This window comes from Streptomyces sp. A012304 (assembly GCF_026008495.1).
Lineage (GTDB): Bacteria > Actinomycetota > Actinomycetes > Streptomycetales > Streptomycetaceae > Streptomyces.
Window position 1 is genome coordinate 264,457 of sequence record NZ_BQUN01000057.1, and the last position, 24,131, is coordinate 288,587.

Sequence of the window (24,131 nt, forward strand, 5' to 3'; positions counted from 1 at the left end):
GTCACGCGCCGTACGTCTCCCGCAGCTCCACCTTCCGCACCTTCCCCGACACCGTCATCGGGAAGGACTCCAGCACCTGGAGCCTGCTCGGGATCTTGTAGTGGGCCAACCGCCCCTCGCAGTAGGCCCGCACGTCCTCCAGCGTCGGCGGGTGCGCCGGGTCGTGCGGGATGACGCAGGCCAGGACCTCCTCGCCGTACGTCTCGTGGGGCACGCCGACGACCTGGACGTCCCGGATGCCCGGGTGGCCGTACAGGAACTCCTCGATCTCGCGCGGGTAGATGTTCTCGCCGCCCCGGATGATCATGTCCTTGATGCGGCCGACGATCTCGACGTAGCCGTCCTCCCGCATGACGGCCAGGTCCCCGGTGTGCATCCAACGGCCGGCGTCGACGGCCTCGGCGGTCTTCTCCGGCTCGTTCCAGTAGCCGAGCATCACGCTGTAGCCGCGGGTGCACAGCTCGCCCGCCCGGCCGCGCTCCACGGTCACGCCGGTGGCCGGGTCGACGACCTTGACCTCGATGTGCGGCAGCACCCGCCCGACCGTGCCCGTGCGGTGCTCCAGGTCGTCGTCGCGCCGGGTCTGCGTGGAGACGGGGGAGGTCTCCGTCATGCCGTAGCAGATCGACACCTCGGCCATGTTCATCTCGGCGACCACCCGTTTCATCACCTCCACCGGGCAGGGCGAGCCCGCCATGATGCCGGTGCGCAGCGAGGAGAGGTCGTACGACGCGAAGTCGGGGAGGTTCAACTCCGCGATGAACATGGTCGGTACGCCGTACAGCGACGTGCAGCGCTCCTGCTGGACGGCCTCCAGAGTGGCCTTCGGGTCGAAGGAGGGGGCCGGGATCACGACGCACGCGCCGTGGGACGTGGCGGCCAGATTCCCCATGACCATGCCGAAACAGTGGTAGAACGGCACGGGCACGCACACCCGGTCCTGCTCGCTGTAGGCGATCGTCTCCCCCACGAAGTAACCGTTGTTGAGGATGTTGTGGTGGGAGAGGGTCGCCCCCTTCGGGAAGCCCGTCGTGCCCGACGTGTACTGGATGTTGATCGGGTCGTCGCAGGACAGTTCCGGGAACGCGGCAGGCGTGCCACGCGCGACGAACGCCTCCCAGCCCGGGTCGCCGATGAACACGGTCTGCCGCAACCGCGGGCACCGGCCGCGCACTTCCTCGACCATCGCCCGGTAGTCGCTCGTCTTGTGGCCGAGGGACGCGAAGAGCAGACAGACGCCGGCCTGGTTGAGGACGTACTCGACCTCGTGGGTGCGGTAGGCGGGGTTGATGTTCACCAGGACGGCGCCGATACGGGCCGTGGCGTACTGGACCAGGACCCACTCGGGGCAGTTGACCGCCCAGATGCCCACCCGGTCGCCCTTGGTGACCCCGTTCGCGAGCAGCGCGTACGCCAGCTCGTCGACGTCGGCGGCGAACCGGGCGTAGGTCCAGCGCCGCCCCGACACCATGTCGACCAGCGCCTCACGGTCCGGCCAGGCCGCGACGGCCCGGTCCAGGTTGGCTCCGATGGTGTCCCCGAGCAGGGCGGTGTCGCCCGTCCCGTGCGTGTAGGACGGCTCGCTCACCGGAAGTCCTCCTCGCGGTACTCGGCGGCCGAACCGGCCGCGGTGGCCTCACGCAGCTCGATCCGGCGGATCTTGCCGGAGACGGTCTTGGGCAGCGGCGCGAACTCCAGCCGCCGGATCCGCTTGTAGGGGGCGAGGACCTCCCGCGAGTGCTCGAACAGCACCTTCGCGGTGTCGGGCCCGGGCTCCCAGCCGTCGGCGAGGACGACGTACGCCTTGGGCACGGCCAGCCTCAGCTCGTCCGGCGCCGGGACGACGGCCGCCTCGGCGACCGCCTCGTGCTCCAGCAGCGCGCTCTCCAGCTCGAACGGGCTGATCTTGTAGTCGGAGGCCTTGAAGACGTCGTCGCTCCGCCCGATATAGGTGATGTAACCGTTCTCGTCCCGTTCCCCGATGTCGCCCGTGCGGTAGTAGCCGCCCGCCATCGCCTCCGCGGTGCGGTCGGCGTCGCCGTGGTAACCGGTCATCAGGCCGACCGGCCGCGCCGACAGATCGAGCGCGATCTCGCCCTCCCTGGCGCCCGGCGCGCCGGACACCGGGTCGAGCAGCTCCACCCGGTAGCCGGGGCTGGGCCGCCCCATGGAGCCGGTCTTCAGCTCCTGCCCGGGGCTGTTGGCGATCTGCACGGCCGTCTCCGTCTGGCCGAAGCCGTCCCGGATGGTCACGCCCCAGGCCCGCCGCACCTGCTCGATGACCTCCGGGTTGAGCGGCTCGCCCGCGGCGACGGCCTCGCGGGGCGGGGTGCGCAGCTGCGTCAGGTCGGCCTGGATGAGCATCCGCCACACGGTCGGCGGCGCGCAGAACGTCGTCACGCCCGCCCGGTCCATCTCCGCCATCAGCCGGGCCGGGTCGAAGCGCGTGTAGTTGTGGAGGAAGACGGTCGCCTCCGCGTTCCACGGCGCGAACAGATTGGACCAGGCATGCTTGGCCCAGCCCGGGGAGGAGATGTTGAGGTGCACGTCGCCCGGCTTGAGACCGATCCAGTACATCGTCGCCAGATGCCCGATCGGGTAGGAGGTGTGCGTGTGCTCGACGAGCTTGGGGCGGGCCGTCGTCCCGGAGGTGAAGTACAGCATCAGCGGGTCGTCGGCGAGGGTCGGGCCGTCGGGCAGGAACTCGGCCGAGGCGGTGTGGGCGTCCTCGTACGGCTGCCAGCCCTCCGGCACGCCGCCGACGGCCGTACGGGTGTAGTCGCCGGGCACCTCGTCGAACTTCCCGGCGTCCGCCGCGCGCACGACGACGTGCCGGACCCGCCCGCGCTCGACGCGGTCGCACAGATCGGCGGGGCCGAGCAGCGGGGTCGCCGGGATGACGACGGCCCGCAGCTTCATCGCGGCGAGGGCGACCTCCCACAGCTCGGCCTGGTTGCCGAGCATGACGAGCACGCGGTCCTCGGCCGCGACGCCGCGCTCGCGCAGCAGGTTGGCGACGCGGTCGGAGCGCTCGGACAGCTCGGCGAAGGAGAGCCGGACCTCGGAGCCGTCCTCCTCGACGATGTGCAGGGCGGTGCGGTCGTTGCCGTCCGCGATGACGTCGAACCAGTCGAGGGCCCAGTTGAAGTGCTCGGGACGGGGCCAGGCGAAACCGTTGTAGGCGGTGGCGTAGTCCTCGCGGTGTTCCAGCAGGAAGTTCCGTGCCCTGCGGAACTGTTCCGTGGCCGTCGTCATCTGTCCTCCTCTGTGCCGGACCATTGCCGGGCGGCTCTCTGCCATCGTGTAATCCGTGATACGGGTCTCACTACCCCCGAACGGGGGGCACCCGGGGTGCGAGGAAGGGCGGGCAGGTGACGACGGAGGCGGCCGGAGCGGTGGAGATCCGGGGCGCGCTGGCACGGCTGCGGCGGGCGACGGGGCTGCCGGTCGCCTTCGGCGGTCTGGTGGAGCCGGGGCGGCGGAGGATGCGGATCAGCGAACTGAGCGGCGCGTCCACGGTCGCGCTGCGGGGGCTCGCGGTGACCTCCGGCTTCGGCCTCGGCGGCAAGGTGGTCGCCCAGGCCCGCCCGTGCGCCGTGACCGACTACTCCCTCTCCCGGCAGATCAGCCACGAGTACGACACGGCGGTCGCCGAGGAGGGCCTGCGCTCGGTCCTCGCCATCCCGGTGGTGGTACGCCGCCGGGTGCGCGGAGTGCTCTACGGCGCCCTGCGCACGGCCCAGCCGCTGGGCGACCGCACGCTGAACGCGGCCGTCGAGGTGGCGCGGGACGTGGAGCAGGCGCTGGTGGTCGACGACGAGGCGCGTGCCGTGCTGGCGGCGGCACGCCCGCAGGCCGGTCCCGCGACGGCGGCCGGCTGGGAGCAGGTCCGGGAGGCGCACGCGGCGCTGCGCGCTCTGGCCCCGCGCATCCCCGACCCGTCGCTGCGCGCGGAACTCCTCGCCGCGTGCGGACTGCTGACCTCGGGGCCGGCGGCGGAGGAGGCCGTCCTGGCGCCGCGCGAGGTGGACGTCCTGACCTGCGTGGCGGCGGGGGCGACGAACGCGGCGGCGGCCGAGCGGCTGGGACTGCGGCCGGAGACGGTCAAGGGCTATCTGCGCTCGGCGATGCGCAAGCTCGGCGCCCACACCCGCGGGGAGGCGGTGGTCGCTGCCCGCAGAGCGGGGTTGCTGCCGTAGCCGGCGGCCGGATCGCGGCAGTCGGATCCGGCCAGGAAGGGCTCCCCGCGACGACCTCCCATTCAGCCACCGTCCGGATGAATTTCCCGATGCCCCGGCTGTTATATCCCTCACCACGCCGTCCCTCCGAATTTCAATGGGACGTTGCCTAGAATTTGGCCCGGACACGACACACGGAGGGGAGCGGTGACCGTGCGACGGGACTTCAAGGAGCCTGCCAGATGCCGCCCCGACCTGGTCATCGGCCGGGAGGAGCTGTTCACGGCCGCCCGTGACCAGCTCGCCCGCGGCGGCAGTGTGCTGCTCCACGGCCCCGCCGGAATAGGAAAGTCGACCGTGCTGCGGGCATTGGCCGCGGATTACGGCGAGTCGGCCCGCACCGTCCTGCGCTGCTCGGCCACCGAGTCCGAATCCCACCTCCCCTTCCTCGCGCTGGCGGACCTCTTCGGGCTGGTCCTCGACGAAATTTCGGACAAGCTGCCGTCGGCCCAGCGCACAGCCCTGGAGTCGGCGCTCACCGGCCGCGGGGAATCGACCCTGCAACGCGACGGCCTCGCCCTGCGTCTGGCCGTCCTGTCGGCCCTGCGCGCGCTGGCCGCCGCCGGCCCCGTGCTGCTCGTCGCCGACGACCTCCAGTGGCTGGACTCCGCCAGCGCCGAACTCCTCGGCTTCGCCGCCCGCCGGCTGGGCGACACCCCCGTCCAACTGCTGTGCGCGGTCCGGACGGAGGGGCAGGAGTACGACCGTCATCTACGCGCGTCCCCGCCCGACACCCTCGCCGTCCGCCTCAACCCCCTCTCCCGCGCCCAGGTCTCCGCCCTGCTCGACCACCGCGGCTACACCGACCTGCCGCGCTCCACGGTCCGCGAGATCCACCGCACCAGCGGCGGCAACCCGCTGTTCGCCCTGGAGCTCGGCCGCGCCCTCGGCGAGAGCCCGACCCCGCCGCGCCCCGGCGAGCCGCTGCCGGTGCCGACCTCGCTGCGCGCCCTCGTCCTCAGCCGCCTGGAGATGCTCTCCGACGATGCCCGCCGCACCCTGCTCGTGGCGAGCGCCGGCGCCCGCCCGACGCTGGCGCTGCTGCACGCGGCCGGCCGGGAGAACGCCGAGGCGGAGACCGCCCAGGCCGCGGCCCTCGGACTGCTGGCGACGGAGCCCGAGGGGCCCGCCGTGCGGTTCGCGCATCCGCTGATCTCGGCCGCGCTGTACGCGGAGGCGCCCGCGCAGGAACGCCGGGCCGCGCACGCCGCGCTGTCCACCGCCGCCTCCGACCCCATCGAACGGGCCCGCAACCTCGCTCTCGCGACCACCGGCACCGACCCCGAGGTGGCCGCCCGGCTCGCCGAGGCCGCGGCGCTCTCCCGGGACCGGGGCGCCCCCTCGGTCGCCGCCTCGCTCGGGCTGCTCGCCGCCCGGCACACCCCGCCGGACGGCATGCCCGCACCGGACGAGCGCCGGCTCCAGGCCGCCGAGGACGCCATCACCGCCGGAGAGGTCGACCTCGCCCGGGACATCGCGCGGGAGGTGCTGACCCGGGCGAGCGTGCCCGCCGAACGGGTGCGGGCCTGGGAGGTGGTGATCGAGGCGGCCGGGCAGTCCCTCGGCGAGGTCGACGCCGTCTTCCCGCAGGCCCTCGCCGACGCGGGCGACGACCCCCGGCTGCTCGCCCTGGTCCACTACCGGCTGGCGTGGCGCAAGCTGGTCGTCGAGGGCGACTTCGCCGAGGCCCGCCAGGAGGCCGCGCACACCGCGGAGCTGGCCGCCCGGGGCGGCGACCGGCGCACCGAGCTGATGGCGCTGTCGCTCCAGGCCTCGATCGAACTGCTGATGGGCCATCCGCTCGCGCCGACCACCATCAAACGGGCCCTGAAGGAGCCCCAGGACCCGTATGTGGCGTGCCATCACAACGGCGCCGGCATGGCCCGCTTCCGCTGGCTGCTGATGAGCGATCAGCTGCCGGAGGCCCGCGCCACCATCACCGCGCTGCTGCGCGAGGTGCGCCGGCGCGGCATGGTCGAGAGCGAGGTGCACTTCCAGCGGTTCCTGGCCGACACCGAACTGCGTTCCGGGCACTGCGGGCGCGCCCTGGACCTGGCCCGGGAGAGCCTGCGGCTGGCCCGCGACTCGGGCATCGGGCTGGGCGCCTCCGCCATGCTCACCTCCATGGCGGAGGCCTCCGGCGGTGACGTCGACCGGGCGCTGGCGCTGGCCCGGGAGGCCGCCGACCGGGCCGAGGAGGACGGCGACCAGATGTACCTCTCGCGCGCCCTGGCCGCGCTGGGCCACGCCCAGCTGGTCGCCGGCGACGCGGCGGGCGCGGTCGGCTCGCTGCGCCGGGTGCGGGAGCTGGAGCAGGGCCTGGGCATCACCGACCCGGCACGCGGCCGCTGGCAGGGCGACCTCGCCGAGGCGCTGGTCCGGATCGGTGAGCCGATCGAGGCACAGGACGTCATCGACGTCACCCGGGAGCACGCGCTGCGGCTGGGCCGGGAGAGCGTGCTGGCGGTGCTGGACCGGGCGGAGGCCCTGGTACGGGCGGCGCGGGGCGACCTGGACGGGGCGCTGGTCCGGCTGACGTCCGTTCAGGACCGGCTGGCCAAGCTGGGGTACGGGCTGGAGGAGGCACGGGCGGCGTTCGCGCTGGCCCGGCTGCGCACCCGGCGGCCGGGCCCGACCTCGTACGACGAGGCGGCGCGGCTGTTCAGGCGGTGCCGGGCGCTGCCGTGGCTGCGGCAGGTCGACGCGGCGGCCGCGGAAACGGCCCGGGGTCCGGCCGAGCCGGCCGTCGTGCCCGCGCCGGCGCCGGCGTCCGACGCGCTGGAGGGGCTGGCCTCGATGGAACGTCAGGTGGCCGCGCTGGTCATGGAGGGCGCCACCAACCGGGAGATAGCCGCCCGGCTGTTCATCAGCGTCAAGACGGTCGAGGCCACCTTGACCCGGGTCTACCGCAAGCTGGGGATCCGCTCCCGGGTGGACATCGTCCGATTGGCGGCGGGGCGCCATGCGAAGTGACGGTTCCTCGGGTTGACTGGCGGGCACGGGTTTCACCGTCCGCGCGGGTTTGCCGAGGGACCACCGAGGGTTTTCCCTCCCCGACTCCCCTAGGGGGTTCCCTCATTGGGAGGGCGGAGCGCCCACCCCTAGCGTAAGTGACGTGCCGCTCGCCGGGCACACAGGGGCCGGTCCCGCGGCCCCTGTGCACCCCCCCACACCCGCGCGACCCCCCACCGGCAACCCCCACCGAGGAGACGCATGTTCGGGTTCACCCGTGTCAAGAAGACCGCCGCCGTCGTCGCGGCGACCGCCGCAGCGGCGGCGACCGCGCTGCTCGGCGCGCCGTCCGCGATGGCCGCGCCGCAGCCGATCGTGGGCGGCACGACGACCACCACGACCGCGTACCCGTTCATGATGCAGATCACGGACGCCTCGCAGAGCCAGTTCTGCGGCGGCACGCTCGTCTCGCCCACCAAGGTCGTCACGGCCGCGCACTGCATGGTCGGCGAGACCACCAGCAGCGTCAGAGTCGTGGGCGGCCGCACCTACCGCAACGGCACGAACGGCACGGTCAGCCGGGTCAGCAAGATCTGGATCCACCCGAGCTACTCGGACGTCACCAACGGCGACGACGTGGCCGTGCTGACGCTGTCGACGTCGATGCCGTACACCACGGCCAAGTACGTCTCCTCCTCCCAGACGGGCGTGTACGCGGCCGGCACCACGGCCCGCATCCTCGGCTGGGGCACCACCTCCTCGGGCGGCAGCTCCTCCAACCAGCTGCGGACCGCGACCGTCCCGATCACGTCCGACTCCACGTGTGCGAGCGCCTACGGTTCGGACTTCGTCCAGTCCGACATGGTTTGCGCCGGATCCACCTCCGGCGGCACAGACACCTGCCAGGGCGACAGCGGCGGTCCCCTGCTCATCGGGGGCGTCCTGGCAGGGATCACGTCCTGGGGCGAGGGCTGCGCGGATGCCGACTACCCCGGCATCTACACCCGGCTGACCACGTTCTCCAGCCTGGTGACCGCGCAGGTCACCTCGTGACCCAGCGGTAGTCCTGAGCACCCCCTCAGGTGATGAACCAGGGGGCGCTGCGAGCCTCCACGAGCGGCCCGCAGCGCCCCCTTTCCAATGCCCGAAAAGCGTTCACGGCCGTACGACGGTCCCGAACCGGATGTCGTACGGCGTGCCCGGGTGCAGGGTCGCCAGCATCCGTTCGGCCTCGGCGAGGACGTCCCGCCGCTGCCGGTCCGTCAGCGTCCCGAACGGCTCGACGACCAGCGTGTCGCCCTCCGGCTTCCACACCCCGGCCAGGAAGCCGTCGACGAGGAGCACGCGGTGGGCCTGGTTGCCCTGCCAGGTGCGGCCCCAATAGGCGGGCGGCACGACGCGGGTGCGGTCGGCGTGGGAGAGGAGCAGGTTGTCGAACTCGGGGAGGAAGCGGGGCGGGGCCGGGGTGTCGGGGTCGGGGCGGGGGGCGTCGGGGAGGTCGAACAGTTCGACGCCGTGCTCGTCCCGGAAGGTGAGCAGGCTCGGGCGCAGGCGCTCGAAGGCCTCGCGCAGCCGGGTCAGGCCGGCCCAGGTCTGCATGTCCTTGACGGAGGCGGGACCGAAGGCGGCGAGGTAGCGCCGGACGACGGCCTCCGGCCGCGGGGCGGGTTCGGCGGGGCGGCCCAGCCAGTGCTCGGCGGTGGTGAGAGCCACCTGCCCGCTTCTGCCCCACAGCCCGCGCGGGGTGACCTGGACGAGGGGCAGCCGGCAGCGGGCGGCGAGACCGAGGGCCTGCGGATCGGCGCCGGGCCACTCGGCGAGCAGCGCCTCCCGCAGCTGCTTCATGGTGCGCGGCTCGGCCTCGACGAGGTCGCGGGCGAGCGCGGCGAGCCGGTCCAGGTCGACGCCGGCGAGGCCCTCGCGGAAGGCCCTCAGCTCCCGCTCGCGGGCGGGCTGCACCAGCGGCCGCAGGGTGAGGCAGTCGTCGGCGGTGTGGGTGTGCAGGGTCGAGCGCAAGGTGACGATACGGACGGCCTCCCGGTCGGCCATCAGCTCCGACAGCTGCTCGGGGGCGAAGCCGTCGAGGCGGGCGGCGAGCGCGTAGTACGGCGGATTCACGTTCTGCGCCTGGAGGCCGAGGAGGTGCTCGACGGCGGCCCTCGCGGAGAGCGGCGACCGGCGCAGCAGCAGCTGCCGGTCGAGGGTCGCGCGGTTGAGGGCGCGCGGGGTCAGCAGGGGGGACGCCGGTGAGGTCGTCTTCGTCATGGGGGCACGCTAGCGGCCACGGAGGGCGCGCCAGGAGTCACGGGGGCGCCGACGGCTGCGGGGGGTGCGGCCGAAGGCCTGATTTGAGTAACCGGTTACTGTGCCGACGTCAGGACCATCGATCGGCCGTGGAAGGGTTTCCCGGGGGATAGAAACGTTTACTACACCCAGGAGGCCAAGCTGCGGTCCGGCCAGGCACGCACCATGCAGTAACGTCGGAGCCGTGAAGGACGACGGAGAAGGCACGCCCAGTGGCGCGGGAGTGAGGAAGGCCAAGCGGAGGAGCAGGTCGGCCGACCGGCCGAGCACGATCCGCGATGTCGCCGCGAAGGCCGGCGTTTCGGTAGCAACCGTTTCCCGGACCCTCGCGGGCAACTACCCGGTGTCCACGGAGACCCGGGAACGGGTCATGGCCGCCGTCGAATCCCTGCACTACGTCGTGAACGTCCATGCCAAGGCGCTGTCCGGGCGCGTCGCCGGCCCCATCGCCCTCGTCCTCAAGGACATCACCGGTCCGTCCCTCGCCCATGTGGCCGCCGGAGTGGAACAGGAGGCCAGCGGCCGGGGTCGGCTCAGCCTGGTCTGCTCCACCAAGGGCGACACGGGGCGGGAGGACGATCTGGTCCAGCTCATGCGGGAACAGCACGCCGCGGCGGTCATCCTGGTCGGCGGCACGGTGCCGGACGACGCCTACCACCAGCGGATGGCCGACTACGCCAAGGCGCTGGCCTCGGCGGGGTCCCGGCTGGTGCTGTGCGGCCGGCCGCCCCTGCCCAAGGGCGTCCCGGCGACGGTGGTGGACTACGACAACCGGGGCGGCGCCTTCCAGGCCACGGCGCATCTGCTGACGGGCGGGCACCGGCGTGTGCTCTTCCTGAGCGGCGCCCCCGGATTCAGCAGCGCGGAGGAGCGGCGCCTCGGCCACCGGGACGCCCTGCGCGCCCATGGCGTCCCCTACGCCGAGGAGTTGGACACCTCCGGCGACTACACCCGCAAGTCGGGCTATCTGCGCACACGGGAGGCGTTGCGCGCGAACGTCGGCTTCACCGCCGTCTTCGCCGGGTCCGACGTGGTGGCGCTGGGGGCGCTGGCCGCCCTGCGCGAGGCCGGTCTGCGCGTCCCGGGCGATGTCTCCGTGGTCGGCTTCGACGACGTCCCGTTCGCCGCCGACCTCACCCCGGCCCTCACCACGGTCCGCGTGCCGTACGAGGAGCTGGGGCGCACCGCCGTGCGCCTGGCTCTGGAGCGCGAGGTGGGCCACACCTCCGACGACCACGTCGTGCTGAGCACACAGCTGGTGATCCGGGATTCGGCGCGCCCGGTGACCGCCTGACCGGACGCGCCGACGGCTGAGAGACTCAGCTCACTGGGTCGAGGAACGTCAGCACGGAGGCGTCCTCCTCGATCAGCGGGGCGAGCGCCGCGTTGAACGGGCCGCCGTACGGGGCCTTCAGGTGGGCCTGGAAGGCGTCCTCGTCCCGGTACACCTCGAAGATCCAGTAGGCGCGGGGCGCGGAGGCCTTGGTGTAGACGTCGAAGGCGAGGTTCCCCTCCTCCTCGCGCACCTTGCGGGCGTAGTCCCGCAGCAGGCGGGCGACCTCCTCCTGTGCTCCCTCGCGGGCGGTGAACTCGGCGAGCAGGGTCTTGTTCACGGGTGGTGTCCTCCGGGTCGGGGATCAGTCGCGGTAGGAGCCGAGGTGCCAGACGCGGGCGGTGTTCAGGTGCGCCGAACCGTTCTCGGCGAAGACCCGCACGCCCCGGCTGTCGGGGTGGGGGAAGATCTGGTCGGTGATCACGGCCTCGCCGCTGCCGCCGAAGACCTCGACGGACGACCGGTCGACCAGGATCCGCAGGCGCACCTTGCCGTTCACCGGCTTCAGCGGGGCCCGCTGCACGCCGGGGAAGGTGCCGTGGAAGTCCACGGCACCGGAGCGGGTGCGGTCGACGTACAGCTCCTGGGCCTTGGTGTCGTAGCCGATGACGGTCTCCTCTCCCCCGGCGCCGGTGCGGACCTTCAGGCCGAAGCGTTCGGCGTCCTTCAGGGAGAAGGTCGCCTCGATGTCGAGCGCGTCGCCCTGGGCGGCGGCGCCGATCAGGGGCTGTGAGGTGTTGGTGACGGTGACGCCGGCGGCGGTCGCCGGGGGCTGCCGGCGCAGCGAGTTCAGCGTGTTCACCGGTGTGCTGGTCAGCCGGACGCGGCCGTCGATCGTGCGCAGGGCCATCTCCCGGGGGACGGTCTGCGCGCCACGCCAGGGGGAGGTGGGGACGGCACCGGCGTAGTCCCAGTTGCTCATCCAGCCGATCATGTACCGCTTGCCGTCCGGAGCGTCCTCCCAGGACACCGCCGCGTAGTAGTCCTTGCCGTAGTCGGCCCAGTCGGCGCGCTGCACGACGGACTTGGCGGGGGCGTCGGCGGTGGTGAACCCGTCGGCGAGGATGTGGCCCCAGCCGCCGGTGTTCAGGTCGACGATCTGGATCCGGGCCTGTTCGCCGAGGTAGGGGCGCAGGTCGAAGGAGGCCCAGTCCAGGGTCTCGCTGTCGGTGCCGGTGGCGCTGCGGACGACCCTGCCGTCGACGACGAGGTTCACGGCGGTCTCGTCGGAGACGGGCTGCGCCTTGGTGTCGGACATGACGATGTGGTCGACGTTGATGTGGCCCCAGCCGCCGGTGTTGTCGTCGACGATCCTGATCCGGGCCTTCTGGCCGGCGAGGTCGCGGACGTCCCAGGCGGCCCAGTCGAGGGCCTCGCTGTCCTTTCCGGTGGCGCTGCGCACGACCTTCCCGTCGACGACGAGTTCGACGGCGGTGGGGTGGGCGTAGGCGGCGGGGTGGGTGCCGCCGCCGATCAGGAAGTCGATGTAGTCCTTGTCGATGGTGAACTCGGGTGAGGTGAGGGTGCCGGTGGTGGAGTCGCCGTTCAGGAAGGTGTTCACCAGCCCGTTCCCCAGGAAGCCGGAGACCCGCTGCTGGCCGGGGAGGGTGCCGGTGGCCGGTGCGGTGCCGAAGGCGTCGCCGGTCCTGGTCCAGTCGCCGTAGCCGCCGCCCTCGAAGTCGGCGAGGACCGTCCCCTCGGGCACGGGTCCGCGCTCCTGGACCGTGCCGTCCCGGTGCTCGTGCCGTCCGCCGCCGATCCTGAAGTTCAGATAGGGGCTGTCGACGGTGAAGGAGGGGGAGGTGAGGGTGCCGGTGGCGCCGTCACCGCCGTGGAAGCTGTTGGCGAGGCCCTTGCCGTCGAAGCCGCCGACCGTCGACTGCCCGTCCAGCGCCCCGGCCGCCGGTCCCTGTCCGAACGCGGTCCCGGTGGTCGTCCACGCGCCGAAGCCGGCGCCTTCGAAGTCCTGTACGACGGTGCCTGCGGGCGGGGTGTAGGTGCCCTTGTCGTCGGCGGTGAACGTCGTGCCGTCGAAGTCGCCGATGAAGTACTGGGCGGCCGAACCGCCCGCGATGCCACCGGGGTTGATGTTGACGACCAGGACCCACTTGATGTTGTTCTCGTCCCCGTCGACGGCCAGCGGGAACAGGTCGGGGCACTCCCACACCCCGCCCGTCGCGCCCTGCGGCCCGAACTCGCTGAGCAGGTCCCAGTCCTTGAGGTTCTTCGACGAGTAGAACCGCACCTTGTGCTCGGTGGACAGCGACACCGTCATCAGCCAGCTTTGGGTCGGCGCGTACCACTGGACCTTGGGGTCGCGGAACTCCTTGGAGCCGATGTCGAGGACGGGATTGCCGTCGTACTTGGTCCAGGTGCGGCCGCGGTCGGTGCTGTAGGCGAGCGACTGGGCCTGCTTGCCGCCGTTCTTGTAGGCGCTGGTGTAGACCGCCACCATGGGCGGGTTCTCCTTGGTGCCGAACCCGGTGGTGTTGTTCCAGTCGACGACCGCGCTGCCGGAGAACACCATCTCCTCGTCGTCGTGCGACAGCGCGAGCGGCAGCTCCTCCCAGTGCACGAGGTCCTTGCTCACCGCGTGCCCCCAGGACATGTCGCCCCAGGAGTTCCCGTTGGGGTTGTACTGGTAGAAGAGGTGGTACTCGCCCTTGTAGTACACGAGGCCGTTGGGGTCGTTCATCCAGTTCTTCTGCGGGGTGAAGTGGAACTGGGGTCGGTAGGTCTCGGTGTACGTCGGGGTGTCGGCGGCGACCGCCCGGGGGGCGAGCGGGGCGGCGGACAGGGCGCACACGGTCGCCACGGCCGCGATCAGCCGGGCGCGGGCATGCCGGGATACGCGTGCAGAGCTCATGCTGTCTCCTTGCCGCGGTCCTCCACGCGGCGGTCCCGAGGCCGCAGTGGGGAGCGAACGAGAGGGACACCCCGGCCGGCGCCGACGTCCACGGCGTCGGCCGGGGTGTCATCGTTGACTGTGTCATCGATGACATCTAGCCGTCGATGACATCGATGACATCGAGTGCCCGATGATGGGGCAATCCGTCCGACGCGTCAACGGTCCTTGCGAGATCGCCCCGCGCGGCCCGCCCGCCAGTCAGGCGTGCTCGGCCGTCGCGAGCGGCGCCAGCTGGTTCCGCCACGGCGGGTTGGGGCCGGCGACCGAGCAGGTCAGAGCGGCCACCCGGGCGGCGAACCCGCAGGCCTCCGCGACGTCGTCGAGCCGGAGATCCGTCAGCCGGCCGCCGAGGAGCCCTCGGGTGCCGAGGTGGTGCAGCAGTCCGGCGGTGAAGGAGTCCCCGGCCCCGACCGTGTCGACCACCCGCGCGGCCACCGCGGGCACCTCCACCCGTTCGCCGTCGAGCGAGGCCAGAGCGCCGTCGGCGCCGCGCGTGATCACGACGAGCCGCGCCCCGGCCGCGTGCCAGAGGTCGCAGGCCCGCTCGGGGGCGGTGCCGGGCAGGAGGAGTTCCAGGTCCTCCTCGCTCAGCCGCAGCACGTCCGCGAGGCGGCACCAGTGCTCCAGCCTCGCCCGGTAGACCTCGGGGCGCACCAGCAGCGGCCGGACGTTGGGGTCGATGCTGAGGGTGGCCCCGGGTGCGGCCGCCGCCAGGAACTCCTCCACCACCGCCGCCCCGGGCTCACGGACCAGGGCCAGCGATCCCGTGTGCACACAGGCGGTGCCGGACAGGTCCGCCCCGGCCAGTTCCGCGGCCGTCCACTGCCAGTCGGCCGTGTTCTGCGCGTGGAAGGAGAACGCGGCCTGCCCCTGGGTGTCCAGTTCCGCGACGGCCAGGGTGCTGGGCTCGGCCGCCTCGACGGCGTGCGACAGGTCCACCCCGGACGCCTCCAGGTGGGAGCGGAACAGGCGGCCGAACACGTCGGTGGAGAGCCGTGCCAGGAAGCGGGCCGGGGTGCCCAGCCGGGCCAGGGCCACGGCGGTGTTCGCGGGTCCGCCGCCGGGCAGCACACGCAGGGCGAGTTCGTTCGCGGCGCCCCCGGGTGCGGCGAACGCGTCCGCGACGCACTCCCCGAGGACGGTGATCTGACGCAGGCTCATGGGCTGCTCTTCTCTCGAAGGCCGGGCGACCCGGGCGCGCCGCGCCGCCGCGGAGCGGTCACGGGTGGGCGACGGCCGGGGACGTTGCCGATTTGTGACGGGGGCAAGGCATTGACGTTGCCGGGAGACGGAGTCCATCATCCTCGCCATGCAGTGTCAACGATGACATAAGTCAACGATGACACCTCGGGACGGCATGCTCCGATGCCGGCCGCGTCCGCTCGCAATCCCGCAGGAGTCGTTCATGCCTCGCACCACTCGTCCGTCCCTCTCCCTCCTCAGAGTCGCCGCCTGCACGGGTGTCGCGGCGCTCGCCCTGACGGCCTGCGGATCCGGTTCCGGGTCGAGTTCCGCAGCCGGCGGCTCGGGCGATGTGAAGGTGGGCCTGATCACCAAGACCGACACCAACCCGTTCTTCGTGAAGATGAAGGAGGGCGCGGAGCAGGCCGCCAAGGACAACGGCGTGCAACTGGTCAGCGCGGCGGGCAAGTTCGACGGCGACAACGCCGGGCAGGTCACCGCGATCGAGAACATGGTGGCCTCCGGGGTGAAGGGCATCCTGATCACCCCGAGCGACTCCAAGGCGATCGTGCCGGCGATCGAGAAGGCCCGTGCCAAGGGCGTCCTGGTCATCGCGCTGGACACCCCGACCGAGCCGCAGAGCGCCGTCGACGCCCTGTTCGCCACGGACAACTTCAAGGCCGGACAGCTGATCGGCGAGTACGCCAAGGCCGCCATGAAGGGCAAGGCGGCGAAGATCGCCACCCTGGACCTCGCACCGGGCGTCTCCGTCGGCGTCCAGCGGCACGACGGCTTCCTGAAGGGCTTCGGCGTCGGCGCGAAGGACCCGGCGGTGGTCTGCTCGCAGGACACCGGTGGCGACCAGGCCAAGGGCCAGACCGCGATGGAGAACTGCCTCCAGAAGGAACCCGGCATCAACGTCGTCTACACCATCAACGAGCCGGCGGCGCTGGGCGCCTACACCGCGCTCAAGGCCAAGGGTCGGGAGAAGGACGTCCTGATCGTCTCGGTCGACGGCGGCTGCACGGGCACCCAGGCGGTCAAGGACGGCAAGATCGCGGCCACCTCCCAGCAGTACCCGCTGAAGATGGCCGCGGAGGGCGTCAAGGCCGTCGCGACGTACGCGAAGAACGGCACGAAGGTGTCCGGTTACACCGACACCGGCGTCACCCTGATCACCGACAAGGCGCAGGCGGGGGTCACCGGCAAGGACACCGCCTACGGCCTGGAGAACTGCTGGGGCTGAGCCGCCCCGAGGACCGCCCGCACCGCTCACCCCTCAGTCGGCGGCCCGGCTCCTCCTCCCCGACCGGGAGCGGGCCGCCCCTCACCCTGACGTCAAGGACTTCGCATGACTGCCACGTCCACGCCACCGTCCACGCCGCCGTCCACGTCCGCGCCGTACGCCGGGATCAAGGCACCGAGCACGGCCCGCAGGCTGCTCATGCAGCCCACCACCGGGCCGCTGGCCGCCCTTCTCCTCGCCTGCGTCTTCTTCTCCTTCTCGACCGACCAGTTCCTCACGGGCGGGAACTTCTCCCTGATCGTGCAGCAGGTCATGGTCGTCGGCACCCTCGCCATCGGCCAGACCCTGATCATCCTCACCGCGGGCATCGACCTGTCGTGCGGGGCGGTGATGGCGTTCGGCAGCATCGTCATCGCCAAGATGGCGGCGGAGGGATCGCTGCCGCCGCTGCTCGCCATCGCGCTGGGCCTCGCGGTGTGCGGCGGGTTCGGTCTGCTGAACGGGCTGCTGGTGCAGAAGATCCCGCTGCCGCCGTTCATCGTGACCCTCGGCATGCTCAATGTGGCGTTCGCGCTGACCCACATCTACTCCGAGGAACAGACCGTCACGAACCTGCCCGGCCCGCTGACGGCCCTCGGCGAGACCTTCCCGCTCGGCCGCACCGACATCACCTACGGCTCCCTGGTCACCATCGCGCTGTTCCTCCTCCTCGCCTACGCCCTGAGCAGCACCGCCTGGGGACGCCACGTGTACGCCCTGGGCAACAGCCCGGAGGCGGCCCGGCTGAACGGCATCCGCACCTCCCGGCTGACCATCGGCGTCTACACCGTGGCCGGCCTGCTGTACGGCATCGCCGCGCTGCTGCTCATCTCCCGCACCGGGGTGGGCGACCCGCAGGCGGGGCAGACCGACAACCTCGACAGCATCACCGCCGTGGTGCTCGGCGGCACCAGCCTCTTCGGCGGGCGCGGGTCGGTCCTGGGCACCTTCATCGGCGTCCTCATCGTCGGTGTCTTCCGCAACGGGCTCCAACTGATGGGCGTCGCCTCCATCTACCAGACGCTGATCACCGGTGTGCTGGTGATCCTCGCGGTGACCGTCGACCAGATCTCCCGGAAGAAGGCCCGATGACCGCCACCTCCGTGACCCCCGTTCTGCAGGCCCGCGGGCTGGTCAAGCGCTACGGCCATGTCACCGCCATCGACGGCGCCGACTTCGACCTGCTGCCCGGTGAGGTGCTCGCCGTCATCGGTGACAACGGAGCCGGCAAGACCAGCCTCATCAAGGCGCTCACCGGCGCGGTGGTCCCGGACGCGGGTGAGATCCGCCTGAACGGCGAGCCCATTCAGTTCTCCGGTCCGCAGAGCGCCCGCGCGCACGGCATCGAGACCGTCTACCAGGACCTGGCGGTGGCCGCGTCCATGGACATCGCCTCGAACATGTTCCTCGGCCGCGAACTGCGCCGCCCCGGTGTGCTCGGCAGTGTCTTCCGGATGCTGGACAAGAAGCGCATGCGTCAGGAGGCCGCCGAGCACATGGCCGATCTGAAGATCGGGCTGCGGTCGCTCACGCAGTCGGTGGAGACCCTGTCCGGCGGGCAGCGGCAGGCCGTCGCGGTGGCTCGTTCCGTCGCCTGGGCGCGCAGTGTCGTCGTCATGGACGAACCCACCGCCGCACTCGGTGTGAAGGAGTCCGGTCAGGTGCTGGACCTGATCCGCCGGGTCCGCGACAAGGGCATGCCGGTGGTGCTGATCAGCCACAACATGCCGCACGTCTTCGAGATCGCCGACCGGATCCACGTCCACCGGCTGGGCCGTCGCGCGGCCCTGATCAAGCCTTCCGACTACTCGATGGCGGAGGTCGTCGCCATCATGACCGGCGCGCTCACCCTCGACGAGGCCGGAGGTACTGTCGTAGCGGACTCCGACGCCGCGAAGGCCGCCGGAGTGCAGGCCACCTGACCGCACGATGTCATCAACTCACAGGTTTCCGGCCGAGGCCGCGGCCGGAACCCGACGAGCACAGGAGACGCCTTCTCCATGGCAGCGAACCGCCGCCCCACCCTGGCCGACGTCGCCCGTGAGGTGGGTGTCAGCGCCAAGACCGTCTCCCGCGTCCTCAACGAGGACGGACCCGCCTCCGCCCGGACGAGGGAACAGGTTCTCGCCGCCGTGGCCAGGCTCGGCTTCCAGCCGAACCTCATGGCGCGCAACATCCGCGTCGGCGGCCCCGACACCACCATCGGACTGGTCGTCCCCGACCTCGGCAACCCCTTCTTCGGGGCCGTGGCCGGCAGCATCGAGGACACCGTCCGCGACCGCGGTCTGACCCTTCTGATGGGCTCCTCCGCGGACGATCCCGACCGTGAGCGCGCGCTGACGGACAAGTTCCTGGCCCGTCGCGTCAGCATCCTGATGGTCGTGCCGTCCGTCGGCGCCGACCACTCCCCGCTCAAGGCCCATCGCGCCGCGGGCCTGCCCGTGGTCTTCATCGACCGGCCGGGCGTCGGCCTGGCCACGGACAGTGTGGTCAGCTCCAACCGCGCGGGCGCCCACGAGGGCGTCACCCATCTGATCACCCACGGTCACCGGCGCATCGGCTTCGTCGGGGACCTGCCGACCAAGCTCTACACCCGCCGCGAGCGTCTGGCCGGATACCGCTCGGCCCTCCAGGAAGCCGGCCTTCCCTACGACCGGGCCCTGGTCACCAGCGCCCACGACCAGCACGGCGCCGCCGCCGCGACCTCCCGGCTGCTCGAGCTGGCGGATCCGCCCACCGCCCTGTTCGCCGGCAACAACATGGTCGCGCTGGGCATCGTCACCGAACTCGCCCGTGGCGGGCGGAAGGACGTCGCGGTCGTCGCCTTCGACGACGTGGCCCTCGCGGAGGCACTCGAACCGGCCCTGACCGTCGTCGCCCAGGACCCCGAGGCGATCGGCAGGACGGCCGCGACCACCGCCCTGTCCCGTCTCGACGGCGACCGCGCCCGGGCCCGCACGGTCACCATCCCCACCCGGCTGATCGTCCGCGGCTCGGGCGAGCGCCCCGCACCGGCCGGGATCGGCGCCCTGTCCTCCTGATCCGGGCTCAGCGGGTCCCGCGGCGCGGATCCGAGGACGGCGTCCGCGGCGCGGGGCCGGTACGACCTTTTGCCGCCCCGCCACCGACCCCGCCATCCGGCACGCGCAGGAGTGGACCCGCTCAGACCAGATGGGCGAAGACCACCAGGTTCGCCGTGTAGTCCCGGGCCTTGCGGTCGTAGTCCCCGGCGCACGTGATCAGCCGTACCTGGGCCTGGGGGGTGTCCCCGTACACCCGTTCGCTGGGGAAGTCGTCCTTGTCGAAGATCTCCACGCTGTCGACCACGAAGGACGCCCGGCGCCCGTCGGCCCGCGCCACCTGGAACCGGTCCCCCTTCTCCAGCTCCCCGAGTTCGACGAAGACGGCCGGGGAGGTCGCCGTGTCCACGTGCCCGGCGATGATCGACGTACCCCGCTCACCGGGCGACGCGCCCTGGGCGTACCAGCCGACCAGGTTGGTGTCGTCCGCGGGAGGGGGTTGGAGCTGGCCCGAACGGCCGATGGCGAGATCGGTGAAGGGCGCGTCGACGGAGATCTCCGGGATCAGCAGGCGGACCGGCCGGGACCGCGGCAGGTGCTTGCCGACCGGGCGCGGGGTGGGCGGGGCGGGCGGGGCGGAGGACGCGACGGCCGGAGCGGGCGGGGCGTGCGGCGTGCGGAGGCGGCCGGCCGGCTCCTCCGGAGGATCGACGACCAGGTGCGCCGTCAGGAGCAGGGCAGCCGCGCCCCAGAACACCGTCGCCACCCTGCGGGCCCTGCGTCTGGCCGGCGTCGGAGTGGGATCGGGGGGAGCGGTAGGGCTGGCTGCCATTCGAAGACCACCTCACTAGGGCACGGCAGCGGACACGACAGGTCGAGCGGGGCAGCCGGGCCGCCGCGACGGGCGGGACGCGTACTGCGGCGGCCCGGCTGTTATGGCGTCAGGCATGGCTCACGCCGCGTTTCCGGCGGCCTTCTTGCGCCGCAGCGTGTAGAGACCCGCGCCCGCGACGGCAAGCGCGGCCAGCCCGCCCGCGGTCATGCCGCTCGGAGAGGCGAGGGCGCCGCCACCGGTGTGCATCCCGCCGTGCGGCTTGTCGTGCTTGTCCTTCCAGGAACCCTTGTCGTGCTCGCCGCTCCACTCCTTGTCGTGGCCGCCCCACTCCTTGTCGCTCTTGCCGGACGAGTGCTCCTCGCTGCTCGAGTCGCTCTTGTCCTTGTACGTCTCCGGGTCGTGCTTGGGGTCCTTGGCCGTGGCCCAGTCGTCCGCGTTCACCAGGACCAGCGCTCCGCCGCCCGTGTGCATGCCACCGCGCGGCGAGTGGTGCTTGCCGTGCTTGTCATGCTCCTTGCCGTAGGAGTCGTGCTTCTTGCTGTACGAGGAGTCCTCGTGCTCCTTGCCGTACGAGGAGTCCTCGTGCTCCTTGCTGTACGAGGAGTCCTCGTGCTCCTTGCCGTACGAGGAGTCCTTCTTGCTCTCGGAGGAGTCGCCGTACTCCTTGCTGTGGGAGGAGTCCTCTTGCCCCGAGTCGGCCATCGTGACGGCGTAGGCCGGCGCGGCGATCGCGAGAGCGGCCGTGGCCGTAGCGGTGGCGAGCAGCATGCGGGCAGAACGCATCTGAGAGTCCTTCCGTCGCGGCCGGGCAGCTGACATCTCACCAGCTGACGGACCCGGCGCTGACGTGATCCACCGTCAGTCAGTTCCGCGCCGCGCACCATCCGGGACGTTCACACGGGTTACGACTCCACCCCTACAGCCGCATGGGCCCCCTTCCGGCGCGGCCGTCCGCGCCCCGGGCGACCGCCTGTCGAAACCATTGACGACCGCGTGATCGCCCCTTATGGTTCGGCCGAAGTTACGAACCTTGTTCGAGATGACGAACGAGGTCGGGACAAGGGACGGTCCTGTATGCCTCGGATGTTTCGGATGCGCCCTGGCGCACGCACCTCGCGCCGCAGACCCCTGCTGGTGGTCGCGCTCGCGCTCCTCGTCGCGCTGGTCGCGGCGACCCAGCCGGTGTCGGCGGCCGAGGGCCGCCCGTACACCAACCCGCTGAAATCGACCAAAGGCGCCGACCCCTGGCTCGAGTACTACGCCGGCAACTACTACCTGGTGACGACGACGTTCACCGGAGTCCTCGGCATCCGCAAGGCGCCGACCCTGGCCGGGCTCGCCGGCGCGCCGACCGTGCAGGTGTGGTCGGACACCACGCCCACCCGCAACACCAACATCTGGGCGCCGGAGCTCCACCTCGTCGACGGCAAGTGGTACCTGTACTACTCGGCCGGGCAGAGCGGGGTGGCCTGCTGCGACTCCCAGCGCACGCATGTCCTGGAGAGCGCCGGCTCCGACCCGCTCGGGCCCTACACCTACAAGGGCTCCCTCACCGGCTCCAACCTCTCCCCGGGCGGCTGGCTGATCGACGCGAGCCTGCTGCGGGCCGGCGGCAAGCTGTACCTGGTCGGCAGCGGCTTCGTGAACGGCGGCGCGCAGAGCCTGGTCATCGCGCCGCTGAGCAACCCGTACACGCTCGCGAGCAACACCTTCACCGTGATCTCCAGCCCCACGCTGAGCTGGGAGACCTCCGGTCATCCGGTGAACGAGGGCCCCGAGCCGCTCTACCACGACGGCCGCACCTTCCTCACCTACTCCGCGAGCTTCTGCGGCACCCCCGACTACAAGCTCGGCCAGCTGGAGCTGACCGGCTCCGACCCGCTGAACCCGGCCTCCTGGACGAAGAAGCAGACGCCCGTCTTCCAGCGCAGTGACGCCAACAGCGTCTACGGCCCCGGCCACAACGGCTTCTTCACCTCCCCCGACGGCACCGAGAACTGGATCGTCTACCACGCCAACTCCTCGGCGAACGGCGGCTGCGGCAACGGGCGGACGACCCGGGCGCAGAAGTTCACCTGGAACGCCGACGGCACCCCGAACTTCGGCACGCCCGTCGCGCTCGGCACCACGCTCCCCGGCCCGTCCGGCGAGACGGCGGCGACCCCGACGTCGTACACCCTCGTCAACCGCAACAGCGGCAAGTGTCTGGACCTGGCGGGCGGCTCGAGCGCCAACGGCACCAACGTCTTCCAGTGGACCTGCACCGGCGGGGCCAACCAGAAGTGGCGGATCGAGGACCTCGGCGACGACACGAGCCGGCTGGTGAACGTGGCCACCGGGGGCGTGCTGGACACCGCCGAGTGCTCCACCGCCGACGGCGCCGACCTGCGCCAGTGGTCGTGGCTGAACAACAAGTGCCAGCGCTTCCGAGCCGTGTTCACCGCGAGCGGCGACTACGTCCGGCTGGTGAACGAGAACAGCGGCAAGGTCGCCGACGTCGCCAACTGCGGCACCGCCGACGGGACCGACGTACGGCAGTGGACCTGGCTCAACAACGCCTGCCAACAGTGGCGCCTCGTGCCCACCACCTGATCGCCCTCCCCCTGATCTGGAGAACTCCCTTGAGACGCAACGCCGTCCGGCTGCTCATGGCCGTGCTGGTCGCCCTCGCGGCGGTCCTCACCGGCGTGGGCACTCCCGCCCAGGCCGCCGTACCCGACTCCCCCGCCGTGACGTACACCAACCCCATCGCCGAGAAGCGGGCCGACCCGCACATCTTCAAACACACCGACGGCTTCTACTACTTCACCGCCACGGTCCCCGAGTACGACCGCATCGTGCTGCGCCGGGCGACGACCATCCAGGGCCTGTCGACGGCCCAGGAGGTCACCATCTGGACCAAGCACACCAGCGGCATCATGGGCGCCCACATCTGGGCCCCGGAGATCCACTTCATCGACGGCAAGTGGTACGTGTACTTCGCGGCCGGCGCCACCAACGACATCTGGGCGATCCGCATGTACGTCCTGGAGGGCACGGGCGCCAACCCGCTGACCGCCACCTGGACGGAGAAGGGGCAGATCAAGACCACGTGGGAGACGTTCTCCCTCGATGCCACCACCTTCGTCGTGAACGGCGTGCGCTACCTGGCCTGGGCGCAGCGCAACCCGGCCGAGAACAACAACACCAGCCTGTTCCTCGCGAAGATGGCCAACCCCTGGACCATCACCGGCACCCCGGCGGAGCTCTCCCAGCCCACGCTGTCCTGGGAGACCATCGGCTTCAAGGTCAACGAGGGCCCGGCCGTCATCCAGCGCGGCGGCAAGGTCTTCATGACGTACTCGGCGAGCGCCACCGACGCCAACTACTGCCTGGGCATGCTGACCGCGTCCGCGAGCTCCGACCTGACCAACCCGGCCTCCTGGACGAAGGGCACGCAGCCCGTCTTCAAGTCCAGTGACGCGACCTCGCAGTACGGTCCCGGCCACAACTCCTTCACCGTCTCCGAGGACGGCAAGTCCGACATCCTCGTCTACCACGACCGCAGCTACAAGCAGATCAGCGGCGACCCGCTGAACGACCCCAACCGCCGCACCCGGGTGCAGAAGGTGTACTGGAAGGCCGACGGCACTCCCGACTTCGGCATCCCGGTCGCCGACGGCGTCACCCCGCAGCGGTTCTCCTCGTACAACTTCGCCGACCGGTTCATCCGGCACTGGGAGTACCGGGCCCGCATCGAGGCCAACGTGAGCCCGCTCGCGGACTCGCAGTTCCGGGTGGTGCCCGGCCTGGCCGGCAGCGGGACGGTGTCGCTGGAGGCGGCCAACTTCCCCGGCTACTACCTGCGGCACAAGAACTCCGAGGTGTGGGTGGAGAAGAACGACGGCACGGCCCAGTTCGCCTCCGACGCCACCTTCCACACGCGTGCGGGGCTGGCCGACTCGGCGGGCATCTCCTACGAGTCGTACAACCTCCCGGGCCGCTACATCCGCCACTACAACTACCTGCTGTACGTGCAGACGCCGAGCACGGCGACGGACCGGGCGGACGCGACGTACTACGCCCAGTGAGCCG

General features: G+C 71.6%; 18 protein-coding genes. 10 read left to right on the forward strand and 8 right to left on the reverse strand.

Annotated elements, in window-relative coordinates:
- Position 1: 1 nt before the first annotated feature.
- Positions 2-1,588, reverse strand: coding sequence for an AMP-binding protein (locus ALMP_RS13555; RefSeq protein ID WP_264927402.1), 1,587 nt, complete (start codon positions 1,586-1,588; stop codon positions 2-4).
- A complete protein-coding gene (locus tag ALMP_RS13560; protein ID WP_264927403.1) occupies positions 1,585-3,255 on the reverse strand; it encodes an AMP-binding protein in 1,671 nt (556 codons plus the stop codon). The genes ALMP_RS13555 and ALMP_RS13560 overlap by 4 nt, the downstream gene beginning before the upstream one ends.
- Positions 3,256-3,371: 116 nt before the next feature.
- Between ALMP_RS13560 and ALMP_RS13565 the strand changes: the two genes are divergently transcribed.
- The 3 genes from ALMP_RS13565 to ALMP_RS13575 all read left to right on the forward strand — a co-directional run bounded on the left by ALMP_RS13565 (position 3,372) and on the right by ALMP_RS13575 (position 8,243).
- Positions 3,372-4,199 (forward strand): response regulator transcription factor, encoded by an 828-nt coding sequence (locus ALMP_RS13565; RefSeq protein WP_264927405.1) that lies wholly within the window; start codon positions 3,372-3,374, stop codon positions 4,197-4,199.
- Between the two features lie 186 nt (positions 4,200-4,385).
- Positions 4,386-7,211: a LuxR family transcriptional regulator gene (locus ALMP_RS13570; RefSeq protein ID WP_264927407.1), complete on the forward strand. Its 2,826-nt coding sequence runs from the start codon at positions 4,386-4,388 to the stop codon at positions 7,209-7,211.
- 240 nt (positions 7,212-7,451) lie between these two features.
- Complete coding sequence (locus ALMP_RS13575; protein ID WP_264927409.1) at positions 7,452-8,243, forward strand: trypsin-like serine protease; 792 nt, start codon at positions 7,452-7,454, stop codon at positions 8,241-8,243.
- 102 nt (positions 8,244-8,345) lie between these two features.
- Here the strand turns inward: ALMP_RS13575 and ALMP_RS13580 are convergent, their stop codons facing one another.
- Positions 8,346-9,455 carry a winged helix DNA-binding domain-containing protein gene (locus ALMP_RS13580; protein WP_264927411.1) on the reverse strand — a complete coding sequence of 370 codons (1,110 nt, stop codon included), beginning with the start codon at positions 9,453-9,455 and terminating at the stop codon, positions 8,346-8,348.
- 223 nt (positions 9,456-9,678) lie between these two features.
- On the opposite strand from ALMP_RS13580, the gene ALMP_RS13585 reads away from it, so the two are divergent.
- Positions 9,679-10,788: a LacI family DNA-binding transcriptional regulator gene (locus tag ALMP_RS13585; RefSeq protein ID WP_375803476.1), complete on the forward strand. Its 1,110-nt coding sequence runs from the start codon at positions 9,679-9,681 to the stop codon at positions 10,786-10,788.
- Between the two features lie 25 nt (positions 10,789-10,813).
- On the opposite strand, the gene ALMP_RS13590 is transcribed toward ALMP_RS13585, so the two are convergent.
- The 3 genes from ALMP_RS13590 to ALMP_RS13600 form a co-directional block, all read right to left on the reverse strand.
- Positions 10,814-11,107 (reverse strand): putative quinol monooxygenase, encoded by a 294-nt coding sequence (locus ALMP_RS13590; RefSeq protein ID WP_264927413.1) that lies wholly within the window; start codon positions 11,105-11,107, stop codon positions 10,814-10,816.
- 24 nt (positions 11,108-11,131) lie between these two features.
- Positions 11,132-13,693 carry a GH32 C-terminal domain-containing protein gene (locus ALMP_RS13595; RefSeq protein WP_264927414.1) on the reverse strand — a complete coding sequence of 854 codons (2,562 nt, stop codon included), beginning with the start codon at positions 13,691-13,693 and terminating at the stop codon, positions 11,132-11,134.
- Positions 13,694-13,933: 240 nt separating this feature from the next.
- Positions 13,934-14,896 carry a carbohydrate kinase gene (locus ALMP_RS13600; protein WP_264927415.1) on the reverse strand — a complete coding sequence of 321 codons (963 nt, stop codon included), beginning with the start codon at positions 14,894-14,896 and terminating at the stop codon, positions 13,934-13,936.
- A gap of 244 nt (positions 14,897-15,140) precedes the next feature.
- Between ALMP_RS13600 and ALMP_RS13605 the strand changes: the two genes are divergently transcribed.
- The 4 genes from ALMP_RS13605 (at position 15,141) to ALMP_RS13620 (ending at position 19,243) form a co-directional block, all read left to right on the forward strand.
- Complete coding sequence (locus tag ALMP_RS13605; RefSeq protein ID WP_264927417.1) at positions 15,141-16,163, forward strand: sugar ABC transporter substrate-binding protein; 1,023 nt, start codon at positions 15,141-15,143, stop codon at positions 16,161-16,163.
- Between the two features lie 105 nt (positions 16,164-16,268).
- Positions 16,269-17,294, forward strand: a complete 1,026-nt coding sequence (locus ALMP_RS13610) for an ABC transporter permease (protein ID WP_264927419.1) — start codon at positions 16,269-16,271, stop codon at positions 17,292-17,294.
- On the forward strand, positions 17,291-18,124 hold the full coding sequence (locus tag ALMP_RS13615; protein ID WP_264927422.1) for an ATP-binding cassette domain-containing protein: 834 nt from the start codon (positions 17,291-17,293) through the stop codon (positions 18,122-18,124). Before ALMP_RS13610 ends, ALMP_RS13615 begins: the two co-directional genes overlap by 4 nt.
- 78 nt (positions 18,125-18,202) lie before the next feature.
- Entirely contained in the window at positions 18,203-19,243 is a 1,041-nt protein-coding gene (locus ALMP_RS13620; protein WP_264927424.1) for a LacI family DNA-binding transcriptional regulator, read from the forward strand.
- A 121-nt stretch (positions 19,244-19,364) separates the two neighbouring features.
- Here ALMP_RS13620 and ALMP_RS13625 read toward each other — a convergent pair whose 3' ends face one another.
- The gene (locus ALMP_RS13625; protein ID WP_264927425.1) at positions 19,365-20,054 is read right to left on the reverse strand and encodes a class F sortase; all 690 of its coding nucleotides are present in this window, start codon (positions 20,052-20,054) and stop codon (positions 19,365-19,367) included.
- 120 nt (positions 20,055-20,174) lie between these two features.
- A complete protein-coding gene (locus ALMP_RS13630; protein WP_264927426.1) occupies positions 20,175-20,840 on the reverse strand; it encodes a hypothetical protein in 666 nt (221 codons plus the stop codon).
- Positions 20,841-21,149: 309 nt separating this feature from the next.
- Here ALMP_RS13630 and ALMP_RS13635 point away from each other — a divergent pair, with 309 nt between their 5' ends.
- Both ALMP_RS13635 and ALMP_RS13640 read left to right on the forward strand, forming a co-directional pair.
- Positions 21,150-22,649, forward strand: a complete 1,500-nt coding sequence (locus ALMP_RS13635) for a family 43 glycosylhydrolase (protein ID WP_264927427.1) — start codon at positions 21,150-21,152, stop codon at positions 22,647-22,649.
- A gap of 56 nt (positions 22,650-22,705) precedes the next feature.
- Complete coding sequence (locus ALMP_RS13640) at positions 22,706-24,127, forward strand: family 43 glycosylhydrolase (protein WP_264927478.1); 1,422 nt, start codon at positions 22,706-22,708, stop codon at positions 24,125-24,127.
- The last annotated feature ends 4 nt before the right edge of the window (positions 24,128-24,131 follow it).